Origin of the sequence: Noviherbaspirillum sp., assembly GCF_035944575.1 — a bacterium.
Taxonomy (GTDB): Bacteria; Pseudomonadota; Gammaproteobacteria; order Burkholderiales; family Burkholderiaceae_D; genus Noviherbaspirillum.
Genome location: NZ_DASZBA010000197.1, coordinates 1 through 23,358 on the forward strand (window position 1 = coordinate 1; position 23,358 = coordinate 23,358).

Annotated in this window: 19 protein-coding genes; 9 read left to right on the top strand and 10 right to left on the bottom strand. The window is 61.3% G+C overall.

The features are described from left to right. Positions 1 to 96: 96 nt before the first annotated feature. Positions 97 to 564, top strand: a complete 468-nt coding sequence (locus VGU61_RS15120) for an OsmC family protein (protein WP_326860009.1) — start codon at positions 97 to 99, stop codon at positions 562 to 564. 3 nt (positions 565 to 567) lie between these two features. Beyond that, entirely contained in the window at positions 568 to 1,206 is a 639-nt protein-coding gene (locus VGU61_RS15125) for an FMN-binding negative transcriptional regulator (protein ID WP_326860012.1), read from the top strand. A 261-nt stretch (positions 1,207 to 1,467) separates the two neighbouring features. On the opposite strand, the gene tal is transcribed toward VGU61_RS15125, so the two are convergent. From tal to pgi, 3 genes are read right to left on the bottom strand one after another with little or no spacing between them, the layout of a single operon-like run. Further along, positions 1,468 to 2,403, bottom strand: coding sequence for a transaldolase (gene tal / locus VGU61_RS15130; RefSeq protein WP_326860013.1), 936 nt, complete (start codon positions 2,401 to 2,403; stop codon positions 1,468 to 1,470). 58 nt (positions 2,404 to 2,461) lie between these two features. Further along, entirely contained in the window at positions 2,462 to 3,331 is an 870-nt protein-coding gene (locus VGU61_RS15135; protein WP_326860014.1) for an SIS domain-containing protein, read from the bottom strand. Positions 3,332 to 3,354: 23 nt separating this feature from the next. After that, positions 3,355 to 5,025 carry a glucose-6-phosphate isomerase gene (pgi, locus tag VGU61_RS15140; RefSeq protein WP_326860015.1) on the bottom strand — a complete coding sequence of 557 codons (1,671 nt, stop codon included), beginning with the start codon at positions 5,023 to 5,025 and terminating at the stop codon, positions 3,355 to 3,357. A 255-nt stretch (positions 5,026 to 5,280) separates the two neighbouring features. Here pgi and edd point away from each other — a divergent pair, with 255 nt between their 5' ends. From edd to rpiA, 3 genes are all read left to right on the top strand, one after another. After that, positions 5,281 to 7,155: a phosphogluconate dehydratase gene (edd, locus tag VGU61_RS15145; protein WP_326860018.1), complete on the top strand. Its 1,875-nt coding sequence runs from the start codon at positions 5,281 to 5,283 to the stop codon at positions 7,153 to 7,155. Then, a complete protein-coding gene (eda, locus tag VGU61_RS15150) occupies positions 7,152 to 7,787 on the top strand; it encodes a bifunctional 4-hydroxy-2-oxoglutarate aldolase/2-dehydro-3-deoxy-phosphogluconate aldolase (protein WP_326860019.1) in 636 nt (211 codons plus the stop codon). Before edd ends, eda begins: the two co-directional genes overlap by 4 nt. Positions 7,788 to 7,860: 73 nt before the next feature. Continuing rightward, a complete protein-coding gene (gene rpiA / locus VGU61_RS15155; protein ID WP_326860021.1) occupies positions 7,861 to 8,535 on the top strand; it encodes a ribose-5-phosphate isomerase RpiA in 675 nt (224 codons plus the stop codon). A gap of 272 nt (positions 8,536 to 8,807) precedes the next feature. On the opposite strand, the gene VGU61_RS15160 is transcribed toward rpiA, so the two are convergent. After that, positions 8,808 to 9,080, bottom strand: coding sequence for an oxidative damage protection protein (locus VGU61_RS15160; RefSeq protein ID WP_326860022.1), 273 nt, complete (start codon positions 9,078 to 9,080; stop codon positions 8,808 to 8,810). A gap of 24 nt (positions 9,081 to 9,104) precedes the next feature. Further along, positions 9,105 to 10,415 (bottom strand): amino-acid N-acetyltransferase, encoded by a 1,311-nt coding sequence (gene argA, locus VGU61_RS15165; RefSeq protein ID WP_326860024.1) that lies wholly within the window; start codon positions 10,413 to 10,415, stop codon positions 9,105 to 9,107. A gap of 25 nt (positions 10,416 to 10,440) precedes the next feature. On the opposite strand from argA, the gene hrpA reads away from it, so the two are divergent. From hrpA to VGU61_RS15185, 4 genes are all read left to right on the top strand, one after another. Further along, the gene (gene hrpA / locus VGU61_RS15170) at positions 10,441 to 14,319 is read left to right on the top strand and encodes an ATP-dependent RNA helicase HrpA (RefSeq protein ID WP_326860025.1); all 3,879 of its coding nucleotides are present in this window, start codon (positions 10,441 to 10,443) and stop codon (positions 14,317 to 14,319) included. A gap of 294 nt (positions 14,320 to 14,613) precedes the next feature. Continuing rightward, on the top strand, positions 14,614 to 15,879 hold the full coding sequence (locus VGU61_RS15175; protein WP_326860026.1) for an NAD(P)/FAD-dependent oxidoreductase: 1,266 nt from the start codon (positions 14,614 to 14,616) through the stop codon (positions 15,877 to 15,879). A 96-nt stretch (positions 15,880 to 15,975) separates the two neighbouring features. Beyond that, on the top strand, positions 15,976 to 16,542 hold the full coding sequence (gene dcd / locus VGU61_RS15180; protein WP_326860028.1) for a dCTP deaminase: 567 nt from the start codon (positions 15,976 to 15,978) through the stop codon (positions 16,540 to 16,542). 89 nt (positions 16,543 to 16,631) lie between these two features. Beyond that, the gene (locus tag VGU61_RS15185) at positions 16,632 to 17,303 is read left to right on the top strand and encodes a hypothetical protein (protein WP_326860029.1); all 672 of its coding nucleotides are present in this window, start codon (positions 16,632 to 16,634) and stop codon (positions 17,301 to 17,303) included. Positions 17,304 to 17,335: 32 nt separating this feature from the next. Here the strand turns inward: VGU61_RS15185 and VGU61_RS15190 are convergent, their stop codons facing one another. The 5 genes from VGU61_RS15190 to VGU61_RS15210 all read right to left on the bottom strand — a co-directional run bounded on the left by VGU61_RS15190 (position 17,336) and on the right by VGU61_RS15210 (position 23,324). Then, on the bottom strand, positions 17,336 to 18,778 hold the full coding sequence (locus VGU61_RS15190) for a DUF1501 domain-containing protein (protein WP_326860030.1): 1,443 nt from the start codon (positions 18,776 to 18,778) through the stop codon (positions 17,336 to 17,338). Between the two features lie 9 nt (positions 18,779 to 18,787). Beyond that, positions 18,788 to 20,512, bottom strand: coding sequence for a DUF1800 domain-containing protein (locus VGU61_RS15195; RefSeq protein WP_326860031.1), 1,725 nt, complete (start codon positions 20,510 to 20,512; stop codon positions 18,788 to 18,790). A 262-nt stretch (positions 20,513 to 20,774) separates the two neighbouring features. Beyond that, positions 20,775 to 21,761 (bottom strand): TerC family protein, encoded by a 987-nt coding sequence (locus tag VGU61_RS15200; protein ID WP_326860032.1) that lies wholly within the window; start codon positions 21,759 to 21,761, stop codon positions 20,775 to 20,777. After that, complete coding sequence (locus VGU61_RS15205; protein WP_326860033.1) at positions 21,754 to 22,128, bottom strand: HPF/RaiA family ribosome-associated protein; 375 nt, start codon at positions 22,126 to 22,128, stop codon at positions 21,754 to 21,756. The genes VGU61_RS15200 and VGU61_RS15205 overlap by 8 nt, the downstream gene beginning before the upstream one ends. Positions 22,129 to 22,298: 170 nt before the next feature. Then, a complete protein-coding gene (locus VGU61_RS15210) occupies positions 22,299 to 23,324 on the bottom strand; it encodes a sodium-dependent bicarbonate transport family permease (RefSeq protein WP_326860034.1) in 1,026 nt (341 codons plus the stop codon). Positions 23,325 to 23,358 lie beyond the last annotated feature (34 nt).

Consider the following 23,358-nt stretch of genomic DNA (forward strand, 5'->3'; position numbering starts at 1 on the left):
GCCGGAGGCGATGGACTACTACCCGAAAACAGGTTTTGAGCCGGTCGCCAATGGCTGGATGATCAAGCGCTCGGCATAATTTTCAACGGAGGATCTATGCATCAGTACGAAGCAACTATCGCATGGCGGCGCGGTGAGCAGGCATTTACCGATAATCGCTACAGCCGCGCCCATGAATGGGTATTTGACGGCGGCGCCCGTGTGCCGGCATCGTCATCGCCGTCCATCGTCCCGCTTCCAATGTCGGATGCGGCGGCGGTCGATCCGGAAGAAGCCCTGGTGGCATCGGCATCGAGCTGCCATATGCTGTTCTTCCTGCATTTCGCCGGAAAGCGCGGATTCGTCGTGGACTCCTATGTCGACCATGCAGTTGGCGTGATGGAAAAGAATGGCGGCGGAAAAGTCGTGATGACCCGCATCACGCTGAAGCCGCAGGTTGGCTTTTCCGGCGAGCGGAGGCCGTCCGCGCAGGAACTTGAAGGGCTGCATCACGATGCCCATGAAAACTGCTTCATCGCCAATTCGCTCAAGTCCGAGATCGTCGTCGAGCCTCCAGGAGAATAAACCATGTACATGCCGCCGTACTTTGAAGAGCAGCGCCCGGATGCATTACGGAAGCTGATGCGCGAGCATCCGCTCGGCATGCTGATCACGCTGGATCCGGGCGGCTTGAACGCGAACCCGATTCCCTTCCTGTACGATCCCGCGCCGACACCGTTCGGAACCTTGCGCGCCCACGTCGCGCGCAGCAATCCCGTCTGGAAAACCTTCTCGCCCGACGTCGATGCGCTGGTGTTGTTTCAGGGGCCTCAGGCTTACATATCGCCGTCGTGGTATGCGAGCAAGCAGGAACACGGCAAGGTTGTGCCGACATGGAACTACATGGTGGTGCAAGCCACCGGGCCGCTGCGGGTCATCGACGATGCGGTATGGCTGCAGGACCTGCTCGGGCAGTTGACCGAGCAGCATGAATCCCGTCGGCAGATGCCGTGGAAGATCGGTGATGCACCCGAGGGTTACATCGCCAAATTGCTTGGCGCGATTGTGGGGCTGGAGATACCGGTGGCTAAACTGACGGGGAAGTGGAAGGTGAGCCAGAACCGGTCGGATGCGGACAGGGCGGGGGTTGCGCGGGGGTTGGCGGAGCTTGGCGGGGAAGATGCGGCGGGGATGGCAGCGGTGGTTGCGAGTTGGTCCGGGAGATAAAAGAATGACGGCAGATTTAAAATCACTAGAACTGCTCCATAAGGTTCCCTCCCCCTTTCAGGGGGAGGGCTAGGGTGGGGGTGGTGAGGTTGTTCGACTGCATGCAATGGATCAACTTTCACACCTCTGTCGGGCCGCCCTATCCCAACCTATTCCCTGGTCGGGCGCCCTGAAAAGGGGGAATGGCCGGTTGGCAAGTATCTGACAATGACAAGTCATTTCGGTCGCGATGCCTGAAGATATTTATGCCACTTCAAATAGTCACCGCAACCCATCCACAATCTTCTCCAGCTTGACCGCATCCGCGCAGAACTGCCGTATCCCCTCGGCCAGCTTCTCCGTACCCATCGCATCGTCATTCAACATCAGCCGGAACCGGTTTTCGTCCAGCGTCAGTTTTTGCAGGTCCGTCGCGCGCGCTTCCTCGACGTTCAGTTTCCTGGTCACCGGCGCATCGCTTTCCGCCAGTTTCTGCAACAGTTCGGGGCTGATCGTCAGGAGGTCGCAACCGGCCAGTTCCACGATCTGCGACGTGTTGCGGAAGCTCGCTCCCATGACTTCGGTGTCGTAGTCGAATTTGCGGTAGTAATCGTAGATGCGCTTGACCGACTGTACGCCCGGATCGTCGGCACCGGTGTATTCCTGGCCGGTGGATTTCTTGTACCAGTCGTAGATGCGGCCGACGAACGGCGAGATGAGCTGGACTTTTGCCTCGGCGCAGGCCACTGCCTGGGGCAATGAAAACAGCAGCGTCATGTTGCAGCGGATGCCGTCCTTCTCCAGTACTTCGGCGGCGCGGATGCCTTCCCAGGTGGAGGCGATCTTGATCAGGATGCGTTCGCGCGCGATGCCGGCGGCTTCATACAGCGCGATCAGGCTGCGGCCCTTTTCAATCGTGGCTTTGGTGTCGAAAGACAGCCGGGCATCGGTTTCGGTCGATACGCGGCCGGGAATGATCTTCAGGATCTCGACGCCGAACGCCACCAGCAACTGGTCGATGACTTCATCGCGGGTTTTGCCGCCATGGTCACGCACCGCTTTTTCAAGCAGCGGCTTGTATTCGTCCTTTTGCACCGCCTTCAGGATCAACGACGGGTTGGTGGTGGCGTCCTGGGGAGCGAAGGCCTGGATCGCCTGGAAATCGCCGGTATCGGCAACGATGGTGGTGTATTGCTTCAGTTGTTCGAGCTGGTTCATGAAATGGTCCCGGTGTGGGCATCAAAATGCAAACGAGTGCAAATGATAGCCGGATTGGTCAGCTTTTCGGCGTCTGCCGGAGAAAGGAATCGAATTGCAGATCAAGCTTCTGCAGGGTTTTTTGCGCATTTTGCATTTTCTTGCGGAATTCCGGGCCGCGCTTCAGCGCCAGGCCGACCGCAAGAATGTCGATCACCACCAGGTGCGCAAGGCGGGCGGAGATCGGCGTGTAGGGATCGGTATCGGCGCCGAGGTCAATCGGCACCAGTAATGTTGCCACTTCCGCCAGCGGCGTACCGCTCGGGGCCAGGGCGATGACGTCGGCGCCGGCCTTGCGCGCCAGTCCAGCGCTGCGCAGCAGGGCGTTACTGTTGCCGCGCTGGGAAATTGCCACCACGGCATCGCCTTTGCGCAGCAATGAGGCTGCAATGCTGTGAATATGCGGGTCGGAATACGCCACCGTCGGCACGCCGGAACGAAAGAATTTGTGCTGCGCATCGGCGGCGACGATGCCGGACGTTCCCTGGCCGTAGAACTCGATCTTGTTTGCCTTGGACAACAGGTCGAGCGCCTTCTCGATAGCGGCCGGGTTCAGGTGATTGCGCAGGTCGAGCAAGGTGTTGATCGACCGGCTGCATATCTTTCCGACGAGGTCGGCCGCGAGATCGCCTTGCAACGGCGGTTCGTCCGCCTGCGGCACCGCAACTGCAAGTCCTTGCGCCAGCTTGAGCTTGAAGTCCTGCCAGCCGTCGTAACCAAGCGCACGGCAGAAGCGCACCACCGTCGGCTCCGATACCTGGGCGCTTTTTGCCAGTGCGGTAATGTTTTCGGCGAGCGCGAGCTGCGGGCTTTTCAGCACCGCCTGCGCAACTTTCTGCTCCGACTTCGACAGCGAATCGAATCGGGTGCGTATGGCGTCGAGCAGCATGGCGTCCCGCGGTATGCTGTCGCTTATTGCGCTGCCCTGGCGCGGGCGATCAACGCATTGGTCGAGGCGTCGTGGGTCTCCGGACGCGTTTCGCCTGCCAGTTCCGATTCGATGTTCTTGGCCAGAACCTTGCCCAGCTCCACGCCCCATTGATCGAAGCTGTTCACTCCCCACAGCACGCCCTGAACAAATACCTTGTGCTCGTACAGTGCGATCAATGCGCCCAAGGTGGACGGCGCAAGTGTCTCCATCAGGATGGTATTGCTCGGCCGGTTGCCGGGGAAAGTGCGGTGTGGAAGCAGTGCTTCGATCTGCTCGTCCGTCGCATTGGCCGTCTTCATCTCCGCGCGTACTTCGTCGGCCGACTTGCCCTTCATGAACGCTTCCGATTGGGCAAAGCAATTCGCCAGCAGTACCTGATGATGGCCGGGCAATCCGTGGGCCGGTTTGAGCGCCGCGATGAAGTCGACCGGCGTGATGTCGGTGCCCTGGTGCAGCAACTGGAAGTAGGCGTGCTGTCCGTTCGTGCCCACATCGCCCCAGATCAGCGGGCCCGTCGCCAGGTCGACAGGCGTGCCGTCCGCCATCACCCGCTTGCCATTGCTTTCCATGTCGAGCTGCTGCAGGTAAGCGGGGAAGCGGCCAAGATCCTGATGATACGGCGCAATCGACAGCGAGCCGTAGCCGAAGAAATTGCGGTACCAGATGCCGATCAAGGCCATCACGACCGGCATGTTGCGCTTCAGCGGCGCAGTACGGAAATGCTGGTCCATCGCATGGGCGCCGGCGAGGAATTCGCTGAAGCCGTCAAAGCCGATGGCGAGTGCGACCGGCAGGCCGATCGCGGACCAGATCGAATAACGCCCGCCGACCCAGTCCCAAAAGGGAAACATGTTCTCCGGATCGATGCCGAAATCTCTTACCGCCGAGGTGTTGGTCGATACGGCGACGAAATGTTTCGGCAGGTCAGCTTCCTGTCTTCCATTGAGAAACCATGCGCGCGCGGATTGCGCATTCATCATGGTCTCACGGGTGGTGAAGGTCTTTGAAGCGATGATAAAGAGCGTGGTGTCCGGATTGACGCGGGACAAGACCGCATCGAGATCGTGGCCGTCGACATTGGAAACGAAATGCATCGACAGCCGTGGATGTACGAAAGGGCGCAGTGCCCGGCATGCCATCGCCGGCCCGAGGTCGGAGCCGCCGATGCCGATGTTGACGATGTCGGTGATGGCCTCTCCGCTGCGGCCAAGCCACTCGCCGCTGCGGACCCGGTCGGTAAATGCCCGCATATGTTCCAGCACCGCATGAACCTCCGGCAGCACATCCTGTCCATCCACGGTCAAGGTGTTGCCCTTCGGCGTGCGCAAGGCGGTATGCAGCACCGCGCGTCCTTCGGTCGTGTTGATCTTGTCGCCGGCAAACATCGCGTCGCGTCTTGCTTCGACGTTGCGCTCGTGCGCAAGCTGCGCCAGCAGGTCCATTGTCAGATCGCTGATCCTGTTTTTCGAGTAATCGAGAAGAAGACCCGCCGCTTCAAGCGAAAAGCGATCGAAGCGGCCCGAGTCGGCCGCGAACAGGTCGCGCAACCGCCAGTTCTTCGCTTCCGCATAGTGCGACTGCAGAGCGGTGAAGGACGGCAGGGTGGATAAGGGGGGCAAGGGAGCAAGCTGCGGGTTCGCTGATGGTGACATGGCCAATTCGGTTGAAGAAATGGGAAATAACTATACATCAGTATTTGGTAATTTCACTACAAACCGTTCCAGGCGGTTTAAGCAATGTTTGAGATAGCGCAGGAAGTCGCGCAGTGTCTGCGTTCAGTATGATATTGCGCAATAGAAAGATACGCGAATGATGTAATGCAGTTCGCCTGATTTGCGCTGCGGTCGTCCTGTCGTGCTCCGAACGTGTAGTAAAATTTCAGAAGATTTCAAGTCAAGGATTCCTTTATGCCCGTCCATTCCACCGTCGCCGCGGTTACCGAACGCATCATTTCCCGCAGCCAGCCGTACCGTTTCGCCTATCTTGCCCGCCTCGATGCGTCCCGCCGCCAGGGCGTCCAGCGCAGCGTACTGTCCTGCACCAACCTTGCGCACGGTTTCGCCGCCTTCCCGGCCAATGACAAACTGATATTGCGGCAACAGAAACAGCCGTCGGTTGCCATCGTGTCTTCCTATAACGACATGCTGTCGGCGCATCAACCCTTCGAAGGCTTCCCGAAGATCATTCGGGAAGCGGTGCGCGAAGCGGGCGGCGTCGCCCAGTTCGCCGGCGGCGTTCCGGCAATGTGCGATGGCGTCACCCAGGGCCAGCCCGGCATGGAACTGTCCCTGTTTTCGCGGGATGCGATCGCGATGGCGACGGCGATTGCGCTGTCGCACAACATGTTCGACTCCGCTGTCTATCTCGGCGTATGCGACAAGATCGTCCCCGGCCTGCTCATCGGCGCACTGCACTTCGGGCATCTTCCCGCGGTGTTCATCCCGGCGGGCCCGATGACCAGCGGCATGTCGAACTCCGAAAAATCGCGTATCCGCCAGCTTTACGCACAAGGCAAAATTGGCCGCGAGGAATTGCTCGAAGCGGAATCCCAGTCCTATCACGGCGCCGGCACCTGCACCTTTTACGGCACGGCCAATAGCAACCAGATGCTCATGGAAGCGATGGGCCTGCATATGCCGAGCAGCGCCTTCATCACGCCGAACACACCGCTGCGCGATGCGCTGACCCGCGCGGCCGCACGGCGCGCGGTCGAGATCAGCGCGCAGGCCGGCAACCCTATTCCGGTCGGCCGCGTGGTGGACGAAAAGGCGATCGTGAATGCGCTCGTCGTACTGCTGGCCACCGGCGGCTCCACCAACCATACCCTGCACCTGGTAGCCATCGCACGCGCCGCCGGCATCGTCATCGACTGGGATGACTTCAACCAGCTTTCCTCGGTCGTGCCGCTGCTCACGCGCATCTATCCCAACGGCGAAGCCGATGTGAACCACTTCCAGGCCGCCGGCGGACCAGCGTTCGTCCTGCGCGAACTGCTGGACGCGGGCCTGATGCACGACGATGTCACCACCATACTCGGACACGGCTTGCGGGCGCATTGCGTGGAACCCTTTCTCGAGGAGGGCAGGGCAATATGGAAGCCGGCGACGGAAATCAGCGGCGACGACAATGTCCTGCGCACGGCGTCGGCGCCGTTTGCAGCCGACGGCGGCCTCAAGCTCCTGTCGGGCAATCTCGGGCGCGCCGTGATCAAGATCTCGGCAGTCAAGCCGCAGCACCGGCTGGTGGAAGCGCCGGCCATCGTTTTCGACTCGCAGGATGCGTTCATGCTGGCGTTCAAGAACGGGGAACTGAACCGGGATTTCGTCGCGGTGGTTCGGTTCCAGGGGCCGCGCGCCAATGGCATGCCTGAACTCCATTCCCTGACGCCCGCGCTCGGCAGCCTGCAGGATGCGGGACGGCATGTGGCGCTGGTGACCGACGGCCGCATGTCGGGTGCATCGGGCAAGGTGCCCGCCGCGATCCATGTGTCGCCGGAAGTGCTGGCCGGCGGCGCGCTGGGCCTTGTGCGCGACGGCGACATGATTCGCCTCGATGCGGAAGCGGGTGTCCTGCAGGCGCTGGTGCCGGCCGCCGAATGGGCGCAGCGGCAGCCGGCGACAGCCGACCTTTCCGGTAACCATACCGGCATGGGGCGCGAGCTGTTCGGCGTATTCCGCGCGACGATCAGCACCGCGGAAGAGGGCGCAGCGACATTCGGTCTGCCGCCGGCGATGGCGCCGGTCAACGAAAACCAGGAACGCAAGGAGCAAGTGACGGTATGAACACGAACAGCCTGCTGGACATCATGCACGCGTCGCCGGTGATCCCGGTGATCGCCATTGACAACATCAATCATGCAGTGCCCCTGGCGCGAGCGCTGGTCGCCGGCGGCATCCGCGTGCTGGAAGTCACATTGCGTACCGAGCACGGCCTGCCGGCGATCGGGCTCATCGCGCAGCAGGTGCCGGAGGCGATCATCGGCGTCGGCACGCTGACCCAGGGTGACGAGTTCGCGGCGGCACGCGAGGCCGGCGCGGTATTTGGCGTGTCGCCCGGATTGACGCCCAGCCTGATCTCCGCCGCGAAGGCAAGCGGCCTGCCGTTGCTGCCCGGCGTGATGACACCGTCCGAAGTGATGGCCGCGCGCGAAGCCGGCTTCCGGCAGCTGAAGCTGTTCCCGGCCGTTCCGGCAGGCGGCATCGGCATGCTGAATGCGATCGCCGGGCCTTTGCCGGATGTCGTCTTCTGTCCTACCGGCGGCGTATCGCAGGAAACGGCGGCGCAATTTCTGGCGTGTAAAAACGTCGCCTGCGTCGGTGGTTCGTGGCTGACGCCGAAGGATGCGCTGCAAGCGGGAGACTGGGCGCGGATCACGGCGCTGGCAACGGCAGCCGCGGGTCTGCGTGCATCCTGACCGCACGCACAGAAAAGTCGGCCGGGATCGCCTGCTCGCTTAAAATAGGCGCTTTCTTTTTCCGCAATTCATCATGACCCAAGACGAACTCAAGCAAGCGGTTGCCCGCGCGGCCATCGATTACGTGGTTGACGGCACCATCATCGGTGTCGGCACCGGTTCCACCGCCAATTTTTTCATCGACGAGCTCGGCAAGATCAAGCAGCGCATCAAGGGCGCGGTTGCCTCGTCGGAAGCAACGGCGGCTCGCCTGAAGTCACATGGCATCGCGGTCTTCGACCTGAATGACGTGGACAGCATGCCGGTGTATATCGACGGTGCGGACGAGATCACTGCCCAGGGTGCGATGATCAAGGGCGGCGGCGCGGCGTTGACGCGGGAAAAGATTGTCGCCTCGGTGGCGGAGAGGTTTGTCTGCATCGCCGACGGTTCGAAACTGGTGAACATGCTCGGCAAGTTTCCGCTGCCGGTAGAAGTGATACCGATGGCGCATGCGGCCGTTGCGCGCCAATTGTCCGCACTCGGCGGAGAAGCGCGGCTGCGCATGAAGGACGGCAAGCCGCTGATGACGGATAACGGCTGCGTGATCATCGACGTGAGCGGCTTGCAGATCGCCGATCCGGGTGCGATGGAGGCGCGGATCAACAATATCGTCGGAGTGGTGACGGTGGGGTTGTTTGCGTTGCGGGGGGCGGATGTTGCGTTGCTGGGTACTGCAGAAGGGGTGAAGCGGATGGCGTTTGCGTGAGGGCTGAACGGGTATTTGGCTGAGAATGCCTCCGATGCTTGAAAAACTCTCCTGTAGGTTGATAAGCCTCTGTAGAGTTCCTTCCCCCTACAAGGGGGAAGGAGCAGATCCGCTTACAACCTTTCCACCTCGTCGCTTGCAAGCGACTCGGATTCAGCCGGCGCAACGCATGCGTTGCGGCACCCCGGCTTCATCTCCTAAGAGGAGGAAGGAGCTCGACGGCGGTGGTTCGGCGCCAGGCAAAGTTTGCCAACATCTATTCCAGCATCAACTCACTCCGTCGGCGGCACATACCCCGACGCCGCATCCGCCCCCTCGCCGAAGAAATGCCGTTCCATCTGCGTCGCCAGGTACTTGCGTGCACGCACATCGGCAAGATTCAGCCTGTTTTCATTCACCAGCATCGTCTGGTGCTTGAGCCAGCCGGCCCAGGCTTCCTTCGACACGTTTTCATAGATCCGCTTGCCGAGTTCGCCCGGGTACGGCGGGAAATCCAGGCCTTCGGCTTCCCGGTTGAGTTTGATGCATTGGACCGTGCGGGCCATAGTGTTGCTCCTTGATGAAATGAATTAAAGCTGTTTGATCAGTACCTGGGACTTTCGTTGCCAGTTATACATGTGCTGGCGGTCCTTGGGCAGGTCGTCGACGGTCGCGAGGACGAAGCCGCGTTTCAGGAACCAGTGGGAGGTGCGTGTCGTCAGCACGAAGAGCTTGCTGAAGCCGGAAGCGCGGGCGCGGTTCTCGATGTGTTTCAGCAGGCGTTCGCCGTCGCCCTGTGTCTGCGCATCCGGGCTGACCGTCAGGCAGGCCATCTCCGCCATTTTTTCCGATGGGAACGGATACAGCGCCGCGCAGCCGAAAATCACGCCGTCATGCTCGATGACCGAAAAGTAGTTGATCTCGCGCTCGATCAGCTCGCGTCCGCGTTTGACCAGCGTCCCGTCGGCTTCCAGCGGTTCAATCAGTTTCAAAATGCCGCCCACATCTTCGATCGTGGCTTCGCGCAGGCTTTCCAGGTTCTGGTAGGTGACCATGGTGCCGATGCCGTCATGCGTGAACAGTTCAAGCAATGCGGAGCCGTCTGTCGCAAACGGCACGATGTGCGCGCGGGCAATGCCATTGTTGCAAGCCTGCACCGCGTGACGAAGGTAGAAGGCGGCGTCTGCAGGCAGGACATCGGCGGTCAGGATGGCGCGCGCCTGGTGTGACGACAGTTCGCGCAGCTCGGTGCCGGCGGCATCGGTGATCATCGGCGTTTCGGTGATGAAAATCAGCTTGTCCGCACGCAACGCGGTCGACGCCGCAACGGCCACATCTTCCATCGTCAGGTTGAACGCTTCGCCCGTCGGCGAAAAGCCGAGCGGCGATAGCAGGACCAATCCTCCGGCACTTAATATCGGATGAATGGTCTCATAAGCAATCCTGCGTGCGACGCCGGTGAATTCCAGGTCAACACCATCGATGACGCCGAGCGGCCGCGCGGTGATGAAGTTGCCGGAAATGATGCGGATCGCGGAATGGGCCATCGGCGTGTTGGGCAAACCCTGGCTGAACGCCGCTTCGATATCGAGCCGCAATTCGCCGGCGGCTTCCTTTGCGCATTCCATTGCCGCCGCATCGGTGATCCGTAGGCCGTTGTGATAGCGCGGCTCGACATTGCGCAATGCCAACTGCTCTTCCACCTGCGGGCGGGAGCCGTGGACGATGACCACCTTGATGCCGAGCGCATGCAGCAGCGACAGGTCGTGTGCCAGCACGGGCAGAGCGCCTGCCTTCACCAGCTCGCCTGGGAATGCAACTACGAAGGTCTTGCCCCGGAAAGCGTGAATATAGGGCGCTACCGAGCGCAGCCACTGAACGAATTGAACTGAATTTTCCATGGAGGGCATTATAATTCGCCCCGCTATGTCTGCACCCCAACCTACCAAAAAATCAACGCCCCAGCGTCGCCCGGCCAAGGAGGCGCCGGTCCTTGAACTGGTCCGCAATCCGCTTCCAGCCATTGTCTTCCCCGAGGAGTTGCCGGTATCCGGCCGGCGCCAGGAGATCGCGGAAGCCTTGCGCGCGCATCAGGTGGTCATCGTTTCCGGCGAGACCGGCTCCGGCAAGACGACCCAACTGCCGAAAATCTGCCTTGCGCTCGGACGCGGGCAGAAGGGCCTGATCGGCCATACACAGCCGCGTCGTATCGCCGCTTCCGCCACGGCGAAACGGATCGCGCACGAACTCGGCTCGCCGCTGGGCGAGCATGTCGGCTTCAAGGTCCGCTTTACGGATACCCTGTCGAAGGGCGCATCGGTAAAGCTGATGACCGACGGTATCCTGCTCGCGGAAACGCAGACCGATCCGCTGCTGAAGCAGTACGACACCATCATCATCGACGAAGCGCATGAACGCAGCCTGAACATCGACTTCCTGCTCGGCTACCTGAAGCAGTTGCTGCCGAAGCGCCCCGACCTGAAGGTGATCATCACCTCCGCCACCATCGATGCCGAGCGCTTCGCCCGCCACTTCGGAAGCGAAGGGCGGGAAGTGCCGGTGATCGAGGTGTCGGGCAGGTTATATCCGGTCGAGGTGCGATACCGGCCGGTGGAGCCGTCGGAGAAAGCCGAAGCGAAGCCGGTCGGCGGCGCGCAGAAGGAACAGCGCGACCTGATGGATGCGATGGTCGATGCCGTCGACGAGCTGGCCCGCATCGGCTCCGGCGATGTGCTGGTATTCCTTCCCGGCGAACGCGAGATCCGCGACGCGGCGGAGGCGCTGCGCAAGCATCATCCGCCGCATGTCGAAATTTTGCCGCTCTTCGCCCGTCTGTCGGTCGAAGAGCAGGAGCGGGTGTTCAAGATTTCGAATGCGCGCCGCATCGTATTGGCGACCAATGTCGCGGAAACTTCCCTGACGGTGCCCGGCATCCGGTACGTGGTCGACGCCGGCATGGCGCGCGTGAAGCGGTACAGCTACCGGAACAAGGTCGAGCAGCTGCAGATCGAGCCGGTGGCGCAATCAGCCGCCAACCAGCGCGCGGGCCGCTGCGGGCGGGTCGCGGCCGGTGTCTGTATCCGGTTGTACGACGAAGAGGATTTCCTGAAGCGGCCGAAGTTCACCGATCCGGAAATTCTGCGGTCATCGCTGGCGTCCGTCATCCTGCGCATGAAATCGCTGCGGCTGACCGATGTGGAAACCTTTCCCTTCATCGAACCGCCTCCGGGCAGGGCGATCGCCGACGGCTACCAGCTTCTGCAGGAGCTCGGCGCGGTCGACGATAACAACCAACTCACCCCGCTTGGCCGCCAGCTCGCCAAGCTGCCGCTCGACCCGCGCGTCGGACGCATGATCCTCGCCGCGCGCGACAATGCCTGCCTGTCCGAAGTGTTGATCATTGCGGCGGCGCTGTCGGTGCAAGACCCGCGCGACCGGCCGCTGGAGGCGCAGAATGCCGCCGATCAGGCGCACAAGAAGTTCGCCGATGAGAAATCGGAATTCCTGAGTTACCTGAAGATCTGGAAATGGTTCGAAGACGCGATCGAGCACAAGAAATCGAACCGGCAACTGATGGAAAACTGCCGCGCCAACTTCCTGTCGCAGCTGCGGCTGCGCGAATGGCGGGATGTGCATTCGCAGTTGCTCACCATCGTGCGCGAACAGGGCTGGCGCTTGAACGAATCGCCGGCGACCTACGAGCAACTGCATACCGCGCTGCTCACCGGCCTGCTGGGCAATATCGGTTTCAAGGCGGAGGATGAGCCGGTCTACCTCGGCGCGCGCGGCATCAAGTTCTATATCTGGCCCGGCTCCTACCTCGGCAAGAAGGCCGGACGATGGATGATGGCGGCGGAGCTGGTCGATACCACGCGTCTCTATGCGCGCACCGTGGCGCAGTTGCAGCCCGAATGGCTGGAGCGGGTGGGCGGCCACCTGCTGAAAAAATCCTACGGGGAACCGCGTTGGGAGAAACGGGCGGCGCAGGTGGTGGCGTCCGAACGTGCGACGCTCTACGGGCTGGTGGTCTACAGCCAGCGGCGCATCAATTACGGTCTGATTCATCCGAAGGAGGCGCGCGACATCTTCATTCGCGAGGCGCTTGTCGCCGGTGAGTTCGACACCCGTGCGCCATTCCTCGCACATAACCAGAAGCTGATCCGGGAAATCGAAAACCTGGAACATAAGTCACGCCGCCTCGATGTGCTGGTGGACGAGGAATTGATTGCCGCGTTCTATGACAAGCACGTTCCGCATAACATCTGGAACGGCGCGGCCTTCGAGAAGTGGCACAAGGATGCGACGGCCAAGAACCCGAAGCTGCTCTACCTGAACCGCGACGACCTGATGCGGCACGAAGCGGCGGGCGTGACCACGGACCTGTTCCCGAAGTCGATGTTAGTAGCCGGCATCGCGATGACGCTGTCCTATCATTTCGAGCCCGGCAGTGCGCGCGACGGCGTGACGCTGACCGTTCCGCTCTACGCGCTGAACCAGGTGTCCGCCGAGCGCAGCGAATGGCTGGTGCCCGGAATGCTGAAGGAAAAGACGCACTTGCTGCTGAAGTCGCTCCCGCAGAAGCTGCGCAGGCATTGCGTGCCGCTTCCCGACTATGCGGCCGGGTTCGTCGAGCGCGTAACCTTCGGCAAGGGCAGCCTGCTGGATGCGCTGATCGCCGATGTGCGGGAGCAGACCGGCATCGCCATCAAGACTGCCGACTTCAAGCTGGAAACCCTGCCGGCGCACCACTTCATGAATTTCAAGGTGATCGACGAGCATGGCCGCCAGCTGGACATGGGTCGCAACCTCGCGGCGCTGCAGGCGGAGCTCGGCGGACAGGCGCGCGAACGGTTCCAGAAGCTGGCCGAGAACACGGCGGTGGTACCGGTCGATGGCGACGGCGGTCAGCAGAAACCGCAGCAGAAAAAGAGCTCTTCCGGCGCCGTCAGCGAACACCAGAACCTGACCGGCTGGTCCTTCGGCGTACTGCCGGAACTGCTGGAAATCCAGCAGGGCAAGCAGACGCTGATCGGCTTTCCGGCGCTGGTGGACCGGACGACGCATTGCGATATCGAAGTCTTCGACGATCCGGCCGAAGCGGCAAGAGTCCACCGGCTCGGCCTTCGGCGGCTGTTTGCGCTGCAGTTGAAGGAGCAGCTGAAGTACCTGGAAAAGAACGTCCCCGGCCTGCAGCAGATGGGCATGCAATTCCTGTCGCTCGGTTCGCAGGAGGAGCTGCGCGAACAGATCATCCAGGCCGGACTGGAGCGGGCGTGCATGCAGGAGCCGCTGCCGGCCGATGCGGAGGAGTTCAATCGGCGCAAGGAGGAGGGCAAGGCACGACTCAACCTGCTGGTAAACGAGATCGCGCGCCTGGCCGCCAGCATCCTCGCCGAGTATGCGTCGCTGCCAAAGAAACTGCAGGCAGCCGCCAAGGCGTATCCACAGAACGTGGCCGACATGCAGGCGCAGTTGCAGGCGCTGATCGGCAAGCGGTTCATCGCCGACAACGACTATGGGCAGTTGGCCCATTTTCCTCGCTATCTCAAGGCGATCAACGTGCGCCTGGAAAAACTGCGTGCCGATCCGGCGCGCGACACGCGGCTGATGGCGGAATGGGCGCAGGCGGCCGCACACTGGCAGCGCGCCCAAAAGCAGGGGCCGAAAAGCGCCGATCCGAAGATGACGGAGTACCGGTGGCTGCTGGAGGAGCTGCGGGTGTCGCTGTTTGCGCAGGAATTGCGCACGCCGATGCCGGTGTCGGTGAAGCGGTTGCAGAAGGTATGGGAATCGATGCAGCGGTAGGGACGAATGCTGCATCCTCGCCTTTCTCTCTGGCGTCCCCTCTCCCCGCCGGCGGAAGGGGCTGGTTCGTCGAGGTGGCGGCGGAGAAATTGAGCCATTGCTACAGCGTAAATATTGATATTGCGCAAGCAATGCGCTATTTGTCGGCAGTTCTTGACAAAATGCAATTCCCATGAGCATTTCGCCGATATAGTTGTTTTTGGAACACCTGATCCATAAGGAGGAGGTCGTGCAAAAACATCCAGCGAATCACCGGTATCCGTTACATGTCAATCCGGCATGCGGGAGGCCGGCATGAAGCATCTCATCATCGGCAATGGCCCTGCGGGCGTGATCGCCGCCGAAACCATTCGCAAGAATGCTCCGGACGACGAAATTCTCCTTATCGGCAACGAGCCGGAGCCACCGTATTCCCGGATGGCACTTCCCTACCTGCTGATGGGCGACATCAAGGAGCAGGGTACGCATCTGCGCAAAAATCCCGAGCATTTCAAGGAAATGCGCATCGAGCAGCGATTCGGCAGGGTGCGCCGCATTGACCCGCAGCTGCATAAGGTCGCGACCGAGGATGGCTCTGTATTCGATTTCGACCGGCTGCTGATTGCCACCGGCGCCAGTCCCGTCATGCCGCTCATTCCCGGCATCGACGCGCCCGGGGTGCATTCCTGCTGGACGATGCACGATGCCCGCAAGATCATCCAGCTTGCCCGGCCAGGCGCCCGCGTGGTGCTGATCGGCGCGGGCTTCATCGGCTGCATCGTAATGGAAGCCCTGGCAGCCCGCAGTGTGCGACTGACAGTGGTGGAAAAACGCGACCGCATGGTGCCCAACATGATGGGCGAGGGCGCCGGCCGCATGATCAAGCAATGGTGCGAGAAGAAGGGCATCCGCGTGCATACGTCGACGCGGGTGGAGGCGATCGACACCGTCCGCCGTCAGGACGGCTCGCTGGCCGGCACGCCGCTGGTGGCGCGCCTGTCCGACGGTCGCCAGCTGCATGCCGACCTGATCGTCTGCGCCACCGGCGTCAAGCCGAACGTCGGCTTCCTCGGCGGCAGCGGCATCAAATGCTCGCAGGGTATCCTGGTCGACGCATCGATGCAGACGAATTTGCACGGCATTTATGCCGCCGGCGATTGCGCCGAGTCGTTCGACAACGATTCCGGCCGCACCATGATCTCCGGCGTGCAGCCGAACGCAGCCGACCAGGCCTATTGCGCGGCACTCAACATGACCGGCCAACGCGCTTTCCAGCACGAGGCGCGCCAGATCGATGTGATCGATACGCTCGGTCTGGTCTCGGCATCCTTCGGCCAATGGCGCGGCGTGTCCGGCGGCGAGTGGGTGGAAATGAGCGACGACCGCAATTTTCGCTACCTGCGGCTGGAATTCAACAAGGATGTGCTGGTCGGCTCCAATGCCATCGGCCTGACCGAACATGCGAGCGTGCTGCGCGACCTGATCCGGCACCGCATCGAACTCGGCGAATGGAAGGACCGGCTGCTGCAGAACCCGACGCTCCTGAGGGAGGCCTACACCGCCTGCGCCGGGCACATGTAGACAATCGGGCAACCACTTCGATGGCCGCCGATGGTGGCCGCACGCCTGTTTTCGCGTAAAATCCTGCGACCAGCAACCCCGGGAAGCGCGACAACAATGAGCATCAAATCCGACAAGTGGATCCGCCGCATGGCAGAGGAAACCGGCATGATCGAGCCGTTCGAGCCGGGCCAGGTGCGCAGCGCCAACGGCCACAAGATCGTCAGCTACGGCACCTCGTCCTACGGCTACGACATCCGCTGCGCCGATGAATTCAAGATTTTCACGAACATCAACAGCACCATCGTCGACCCGAAGAACTTCGATGAAAAATCCTTCGTGGATTTCAAGGGCGACGTCTGCATCATCCCGCCGAACTCCTTCGCGCTGGCCCGCACGGTCGAGTATTTCCGCATTCCCCGCAGCGTGCTCACCATCTGCCTCGGCAAATCCACCTACGCCCGCTGCGGCATCATCGTCAACGTCACGCCCTTCGAGCCGGAATGGGAAGGCTATGTGACGCTGGAGTTCTCCAATACCACGCCGCTGCCGGCCAAAATTTATGCCGGGGAGGGGTGCGCGCAGGTGCTGTTCTTCGAGAGCGATGAGGTTTGCGAGACGTCCTATAAGGATAGGGGCGGGAAGTATCAGGGGCAGCGTGGCGTGACACTGCCAAAGACCTGAGGCGCCGGTTTCGCTTCCGGTCAGGACCCGGGGAATGGCGCCGATTGCTGCCCTTTCCGTGAATCGCGATGAGCAAAAGGGAGGTCTGAATGTCGGAACTCATTTTTGGCATCTTCGCATTGGCCGTTGCGTCGGTCATTGCGCTGGATGTGTGGCGGCGCGGCGCACGGAGGCGCCGCCGCAGGCGGCTCGAACAGTATGTTTTCCCGGCCGGGATATCGCGCAGGCTGAAGGAAATCTACCCGCATCTCAGCGATGAACAGGTCGGTGTGGTCATGATGGGGCTGCGTGAATACTTTGCCGTTGCGCTGATGGCGAACGGCAGGATGGTTTCCATGCCCAGCAAAGCGGTGGATGCGGCCTGGCATGAGTTCATCGTATTTACCCGTGGCTATCAGGACTTCTGCCGCAAGGTCCTCGGCAGATTTCTTCACCACACGCCGGCGGAAGCGATGCTGACGCCTACCGTTGCCCAGGACGGCATCAAGCGCGCATGGCAGTTGTCTTGCCTGCGCGAGAATATCAGCCCGTCCTCACCGCAGCGGCTTCCTCTCCTGTTTGCAATCGATGCGATGCTCGCCATTCCCGGCGGGTACAACTATGCGCTTTACTGCACGCCAGGATCGAACCAGTATTGCGCAGCCGATATCGGCTGCGGCGGTTTTTCCGGCAGATCCCCGGATCGCCGTAATGACGGCGGGGGCGGAGACGTCGAGGGCGACGGCAATGGCGGCGACGGTGGCGGCGACGGCGGCGATTGACAGCCCCATCCGGGCCGCACACATCGTCGTTATCAGGCCATGAAGCCGAGGTTCCGGTTCGAAAAGTTTGCAATATTCGGAAACACCTCGGCAACCTGCGTTGGATTCAACCCGAACCATCCCGCCAGCGTGCCGCCGTACTGGTCCACCGAGATCGACGGCAATAAGCTTCCCGATCCCACGTCCAGCGCATGCCCGAGTCCGGTGACCGGGAAGTCGCCGTAGATATTCCTTCCCTTGACCGCGCCGCCCACCACGAAATGGTGCGATCCCCATCCATGGTCGGTACCGTCGCCATTGCTGGTGAAGGTGCGGCCGAAGTCGGATGCGGTGAACAGCGTAACCTGATTGCGCAGGTCGCTGCCACCGAGGGCGGATAGCGTCGAGTCGAAATAGGACAGCGCATGCGCGAGTTTCGCCATCAGGTCGGCCTGCGACGTGCGCTGGAAATCATGGGTGTCGAAGCCGCCCATGCTGACGAAGAACACCTGCCGCCGCGCGCCGAGTCCGCTGCGCCCGCCGATGACCCGCGCCACTGTCTGCAACTGTGTCGCCAACGGGTTATTGGCGAGCGCACCGGTGTTGGGATTGGTGTATTGCGACGGGTTTGGGATACCTGTCGCGCCGGCCGGCAGCATGGCCGCGCTGAGGACGCCCTGCGCACTGATCGAGCGCCTGACGATCGCCGCATGATCCTTCTCCAGCAGATGATTGCCGCCTCCGCTGATGATGGCCTGCAGCGGATTGGCGCCGGCGCTTGAACCGAACAGGGACCCGGTCAGTCCGCCGATCGGCACAGCGCCGGACGGATTAACCTGGTACTGGTTGATCGTCTGGCCGGCCAGGAACACCGCATTGCCGGAAGCGGAAATCGAGGTGAACGTAGTGTTGGCGTTCATCGATGCCAGCAGGTCGCCCATGCGCCCGCCCCAGCCGAACTTTGCGCCTTCCGGCTGGTATGCCTGCCAGAGCGACTGCTGGTCGTTATGAGAAAACAGCTTCGGAGGCAGGGGCACGCTTCTCGCCCTGTACTGGTCTTTGGTGGTAGGCGCGATCAGCGGGCCGACGTTGGCAACGATCGCTGCCCGGCCGGCATCGAACAGGTCTTTCAGCGGACCGAGGCTGGGATGCAGGGCGAAGCTTCGGCCCGCGTGGCCTGCCGCAGGACTGATCGGCAGTACGCCGCCGGGGGTGCCCACTGCCGGCAAGGCGATCGATCCAGCTTCCGTGGTGGTGCGCACGCTGAGATAGTCGTTCCAGGACGTCGGGTCGGTGGCCAACACGGTATTCGCGTGGTCATTGCCGCCGGAAAGAAACAGGCAGACGATGGCCTTGTAGTCGTCGGCCGTCTGCGCCGCCGCCGCGCCCATCGTCAGCAGGTTGAGCGCGAACGGTGCGCCGGCGGTGCCGACCACCGACATGGCGGATGCGGCGCGCAGGAACCGGCGGCGTGATGCATTGATTGTGCGGGTCATCTTGGGCTCCTATTTCTGCGCGATGTATTCGGGCGATGCCATGGTCAGGAAGATGGCGAGCATGACGCGGTTCCTGCGGGCGGTGGCGGCGTTGGCGGCGTTATTCGTCGGTATCGTGACTGAATTGACCGCGGCCAGGATCTGACTGCGCAGGGTGGGCGACATCTGGTTCGCCGTCAGCAGCAGATTGACGCGGTCGATCAGCTTGTCCGGCGTATCCGCCAGGGCCAGCTCCTCGGTATAGTCGGACTTGATATCGCGCGAGTTGCCGGTGCCGTTGGGGATCACGTTGCGCATGAAATTCAGGTAGCCGACCACTGATGTCTCGCCGGTAATCTGCATTTCCGGCGAGACCAGCCCGGCGCCGGCGATCCCGGTGTTCGGCGGCACGTAGCCCGGCCGATAAAAGTTGAACACGGAAGGAGAGCGCATCGGCGTCTGTCCCAGTGAATTGAGCGGGTCGTCAAGGTTGCCGAGCAGGAAACGTCCCGAGGCCGACTTGGCATTGAACGCGCGCATCCAGTTTGCCAACCTGACCACCGGCTCACGCAGCTTGCCGCTGCCCGGACCGGCCGCGACATTGTCCGAGCGCGCCTCCGGGTCGAGCAGGATGGCCCGTATCACCGCCTTCATGTCGCCGCGCACACCGGCGCCGTTATTGGCAAAGGCGGCGGCGACCCGCGCCACGTATTGCGGGCTCGGATTGCTCGTCACCAGCCGCTGGATGAGTTGGCGACCGATGAACGGACCGACGTTCGGATGATTGAACAAGGTATCGAGCGCAATCTTCAAACTGACTTCCGGCGTCGCGCCGGATGGCACGACTGCGCCGAGGAAGCGCTTTTCGGAGACCGAATGAAACTTCGGATAGGCCTGCATCGGCAGCCAGTCGCGGTTCGGGTCGGCATTGCCGCCGAAAAAGCGCGAGTCGCTTTTGTCCGGACCGGCCCAGCTCCAGCCGGTAAATACCTTGGCCAAGCCGGTGATATCGGCATTGGTATAGGTTTCCATTGGCCGGTTATCCGACATTTTCAATGAACCGTCCTGGTTGAGCTCATGCAGGCCGATGGTGAGCAGCTGCATGACTTCGCGCGCATAGTTTTCATCCGGCACCCGGGCGCCGGCTTCCTTCTGGTTGCGCATCGAGGTCAGGTAAATGCCCATCATCGGATGCAGCGATACCGCTTCCAGGAGGCTTCGGTAATTGCCGAAAGCATGCGTTGCCAACGTGTCGTAGTACGACGCCACGCCGCGCGGGTAATTGGCCACCGTACTGTCCTGGAAGGAGACGACGAAAATCTGCGACAACGCATAAGCGACCCGCTGGCGCAGCTGGTCCTCGCCGGTGGCTGCCTGCTGCCAGAAGGATTCGAAGAAGTTGTTCTGGTTGAAGCTCTGTCCGGTGCTGGCCGCGATGTTGTTCATATAGTCGCGGTGCAGAACCTGGGGCTTGGCGAATTGTTCATCCAGCCACGCGCCGTAGCCGCTGGACGCCAAATGCTCGATCTCGGCGCTCGTAGGGCCGAAGGATGCCTGGACCAGCATGCGTGCTGCCTGGGTACGGGTCGGAATATCGTTGACGGTCGGCTGCGAGCCACTGCCGCCATTGGTATTTCCGCCACCGGGGCTGCCGCCTCCCGCCGCGTCGCTCTCGCCGCTGCCACCACCTCCACAAGCGGTGAGCAGCACAAATAGGGCGCTGGCCAGCCCCGAACGTAATATCGATTGCCGCATGCGATTCTCCTTGTTGTTGGAACGGCAAGCATGGCTTGCCTCGGCGCTCACCGATGATGAAAGGAAATTTTTCGAAGGAATGTTTCAGAGAGGCGAAAACCGTAACAGGATGTAAGCGGCTTGTGCGTCCCGAAAAGCGAATCGGCGGCGAACCGAGCGGTGGGGCAGCTTGGCCGGTCGGGAAAAATCCGGCCGGCTCAAGACTGATTTACAACAGGTGGGGCAGATCAGATGGCAAAACTACAACGACATAGCGGCATATTTACTCCTTGTTCGCAGATAACTGAAGCGACGGCGTCGACCGGGGCTTTGTCCATATCAGGCTGGCGACGACGGACAACCCGATGATCGTGCCCACCACCGCGAGCGACAGCAGCACCGGGATCTTGTAGAAGTCGACGATCAGCATCTTGGTGCCGACGAACATCAATACGAACGCAAGGCCATACTTCAGCAGATGGAAACGGTCCGCCACATCCTTCAGCAGGAAGTACATGGCGCGCAGGCCGAGGATTGCAAATACATTCGATGTCAGCACGATGAACGGATCGCTGGTGATCGCGAAGATCGCCGGAATGCTGTCGACAGCGAAAATCAGGTCAGTGATTTCCACCAGCACCAGCACCAGGAACAACGGTGTCGCATAGCGCACTCCCTTGCTGATGATGAAGAAGCGCTCGCCATGAAAGTTGTCGGTCACTTTCATGTGTTTGCGCATCCAGCGCAGTGCCGGATTGGCTTCGAGGTCGGGTTGCTTGTCCGCGAAGATCAGCATCTTGACGCCTGTAGCCAGCAACAGCAGTCCGAAGAAGTACAGGATCCAGTGAAACTCGCTGATCAGCCATGCACCCGCGAACACCATCACGGTACGCATCACGATGGCGCCCAGCACACCGTACAGCAGCACACGGCGCTGGAATTCGGCGGGCACCGCGAAGTAGCTGAAGATCACCAGCCAGACGAAGATGTTGTCGACTGCCAGGGACTTTTCGATCACGTAGCCGGTCAGGAATTCCAGCGATTTCTCGTTGGCGATCTCCCGGCCGGCGGTGCCGTCAAGATGCCACCAGAGGGCGGCATTGAAGAGCAGCGCCATCACCACCCACACCACCGACCATCCCGCCGCTTCACGGAGGGTCACCTTATGCGCGGTTTTTCCGCCCAGAAGCAATAGGTCGACTGCGATCATGGCCAGCACCAGTGCAAAAAAGCCGGCCCACATCCACCATGCACCGATGCTCTCAACCATGGCCGTCATCCTTCAGACTATCGGAGTCAGCGGTGTGACTATCCGGGAATTGAGGGCGGGAAGATGGGCGCTTTCGCATGACCATGCGCATCGCCCGGTAGGCAGCGCGCTTTACCGCGCCGTCAATTGCGTTGTACATGTCCTCCTGTACTTCGCGGATCACGACTTCCGGCCGGCCGGGCATGGTCACGCTTACCTGGCAGACCTTGTCGCGTCCGCCTCGCGGGCCGTTCAGATCACGCAGGCGCACGACGATACGGACTGCCTTGCTGCGGGCCCGGGCAAATGCAAAGCGCACGCGCCGTTCGAGATGTTCACGGAGTGACGGGCTGAGGGAAAACTCCTGGGCAACCAATTGCAATTCCATGTGATTCTCCTTTCGTGGTTAAACAGCAGGTGCATTGTTGCCCCAAAATCCATCCTGAATAACCTGATAAAACTGGAAAGAGAGTCCTGTAAAAACTGATGATTATATTTGCTGGTATTCCGTTTCCCCTTTTCCGTGCCGCAAAACCGGATGTCATCATTTCATGTTCGTCACCCCAGAACGAGCGACGCAATATGGGTGTAGGCCGGAATGCCGACCAGGATATTGAACGGAAACGTCAATCCGAGAGACATGCCGATCAGCAGCGAGAGGTTCGCTTCCGGAATGGCATATCGCAGTGCTGCCGGAACGGCGATATACGAGGCGCTCGCGGCCAGCGCCATCAGCAGGGCGCCATCACCGGGTCCTATCCCGCATGCCATGCAAAGAAGGAGTGCTGCGCCGGCATGAACCACGGGTGCAAGCAGCGCATAGGACAGAAGCCATTTCGATGCCTGCTTGAGGCCGGACATGCTTCGCGCCGCCACCAATCCCATATCCAGCAGGAAGAAGGCAAGAATGCCCTTGAACAAGTCCCCGGAGAACGGCTGCATGGCGGCCTTGCCCGTGTCACCCGTGAGGTAGCCGATTGCCAGCGCACCTAGCAGAAGCATCTGGGCGCCGTCGGTAAGCGACTCATGCAGGATTTTGCCAAACCCGGTATGAGACGGTGCGCCGATCGTCAGGGCCGCAGTGCCGTTCCCGTTGACCATTCCGCTTTGTGCATGGCGCAGCGAACTCGCCGTCACGACCGCCATGATGATCGCCGGTGATTCCATCAGAGCCATTGCGGCAGCCATATGGCCGCCGAACGGGATTCCGCGGGTTTCCAGGAATTGTGTGGCGGCGATGAATGTCACTGCGCTCACCGAACCGTAAGCAGCGGCGAGGGCTGCCGCGTCAAAGGGGCCCGCGAAACGCTTGAGCAGTTGGTAGCCGAGAAGAGGCAGGATAATGGCGAGTGCGACGGCGCACGCCAGACTGGTTGCCACGTCGCCGCCAAGACCGGAGTCCGCCAGCGCGAAGCCGCCTTTCAATCCGAGCGACATCAGCAGATACAAGGACAGGAAGCGGGAAATCTGCGGTGGAATTTCGAGATTCGATTTCAACATGCCGGCCAGGGCGCCGAGGAAGAAAAACAGGATGGCGGGATCAAGAAAACTGGAGAAGCTGGACATATCGTTGGCACCTTTCATGAACGGTCGCCATCGTAGCGGTGGCCATGCATAA

Excerpts from the sequence above, each read along its gene's own strand:
- VGU61_RS15120 (WP_326860009.1), top strand. The coding sequence starts at position 97 with ATGCATCAGTACGAAGCAACTATCGCATGGCGGCGCGGTGAGCAGGCA.
- VGU61_RS15125 (WP_326860012.1), top strand. The coding sequence starts at position 568 with ATGTACATGCCGCCGTACTTTGAAGAGCAGCGCCCGGATGCATTACGG.
- tal (WP_326860013.1), bottom strand. The coding sequence starts at position 2,403 with ATGAACCAGCTCGAACAACTGAAGCAATACACCACCATCGTTGCCGAT.
- VGU61_RS15135 (WP_326860014.1), bottom strand. The coding sequence starts at position 3,331 with ATGCTGCTCGACGCCATACGCACCCGATTCGATTCGCTGTCGAAGTCG.
- pgi (WP_326860015.1), bottom strand. The coding sequence starts at position 5,025 with ATGTCACCATCAGCGAACCCGCAGCTTGCTCCCTTGCCCCCCTTATCC.
- edd (WP_326860018.1), top strand. The coding sequence starts at position 5,281 with ATGCCCGTCCATTCCACCGTCGCCGCGGTTACCGAACGCATCATTTCC.
- eda (WP_326860019.1), top strand. The coding sequence starts at position 7,152 with ATGAACACGAACAGCCTGCTGGACATCATGCACGCGTCGCCGGTGATC.
- rpiA (WP_326860021.1), top strand. The coding sequence starts at position 7,861 with ATGACCCAAGACGAACTCAAGCAAGCGGTTGCCCGCGCGGCCATCGAT.
- VGU61_RS15160 (WP_326860022.1), bottom strand. The coding sequence starts at position 9,080 with ATGGCCCGCACGGTCCAATGCATCAAACTCAACCGGGAAGCCGAAGGC.
- argA (WP_326860024.1), bottom strand. The coding sequence starts at position 10,415 with ATGGAAAATTCAGTTCAATTCGTTCAGTGGCTGCGCTCGGTAGCGCCC.
- hrpA (WP_326860025.1), top strand. The coding sequence starts at position 10,441 with ATGTCTGCACCCCAACCTACCAAAAAATCAACGCCCCAGCGTCGCCCG.
- VGU61_RS15175 (WP_326860026.1), top strand. The coding sequence starts at position 14,614 with ATGAAGCATCTCATCATCGGCAATGGCCCTGCGGGCGTGATCGCCGCC.
- dcd (WP_326860028.1), top strand. The coding sequence starts at position 15,976 with ATGAGCATCAAATCCGACAAGTGGATCCGCCGCATGGCAGAGGAAACC.
- VGU61_RS15185 (WP_326860029.1), top strand. The coding sequence starts at position 16,632 with ATGTCGGAACTCATTTTTGGCATCTTCGCATTGGCCGTTGCGTCGGTC.
- VGU61_RS15190 (WP_326860030.1), bottom strand. The coding sequence starts at position 18,778 with ATGACCCGCACAATCAATGCATCACGCCGCCGGTTCCTGCGCGCCGCA.
- VGU61_RS15195 (WP_326860031.1), bottom strand. The coding sequence starts at position 20,512 with ATGCGGCAATCGATATTACGTTCGGGGCTGGCCAGCGCCCTATTTGTG.
- VGU61_RS15200 (WP_326860032.1), bottom strand. The coding sequence starts at position 21,761 with ATGGTTGAGAGCATCGGTGCATGGTGGATGTGGGCCGGCTTTTTTGCA.
- VGU61_RS15205 (WP_326860033.1), bottom strand. The coding sequence starts at position 22,128 with ATGGAATTGCAATTGGTTGCCCAGGAGTTTTCCCTCAGCCCGTCACTC.
- VGU61_RS15210 (WP_326860034.1), bottom strand. The coding sequence starts at position 23,324 with ATGAAAGGTGCCAACGATATGTCCAGCTTCTCCAGTTTTCTTGATCCC.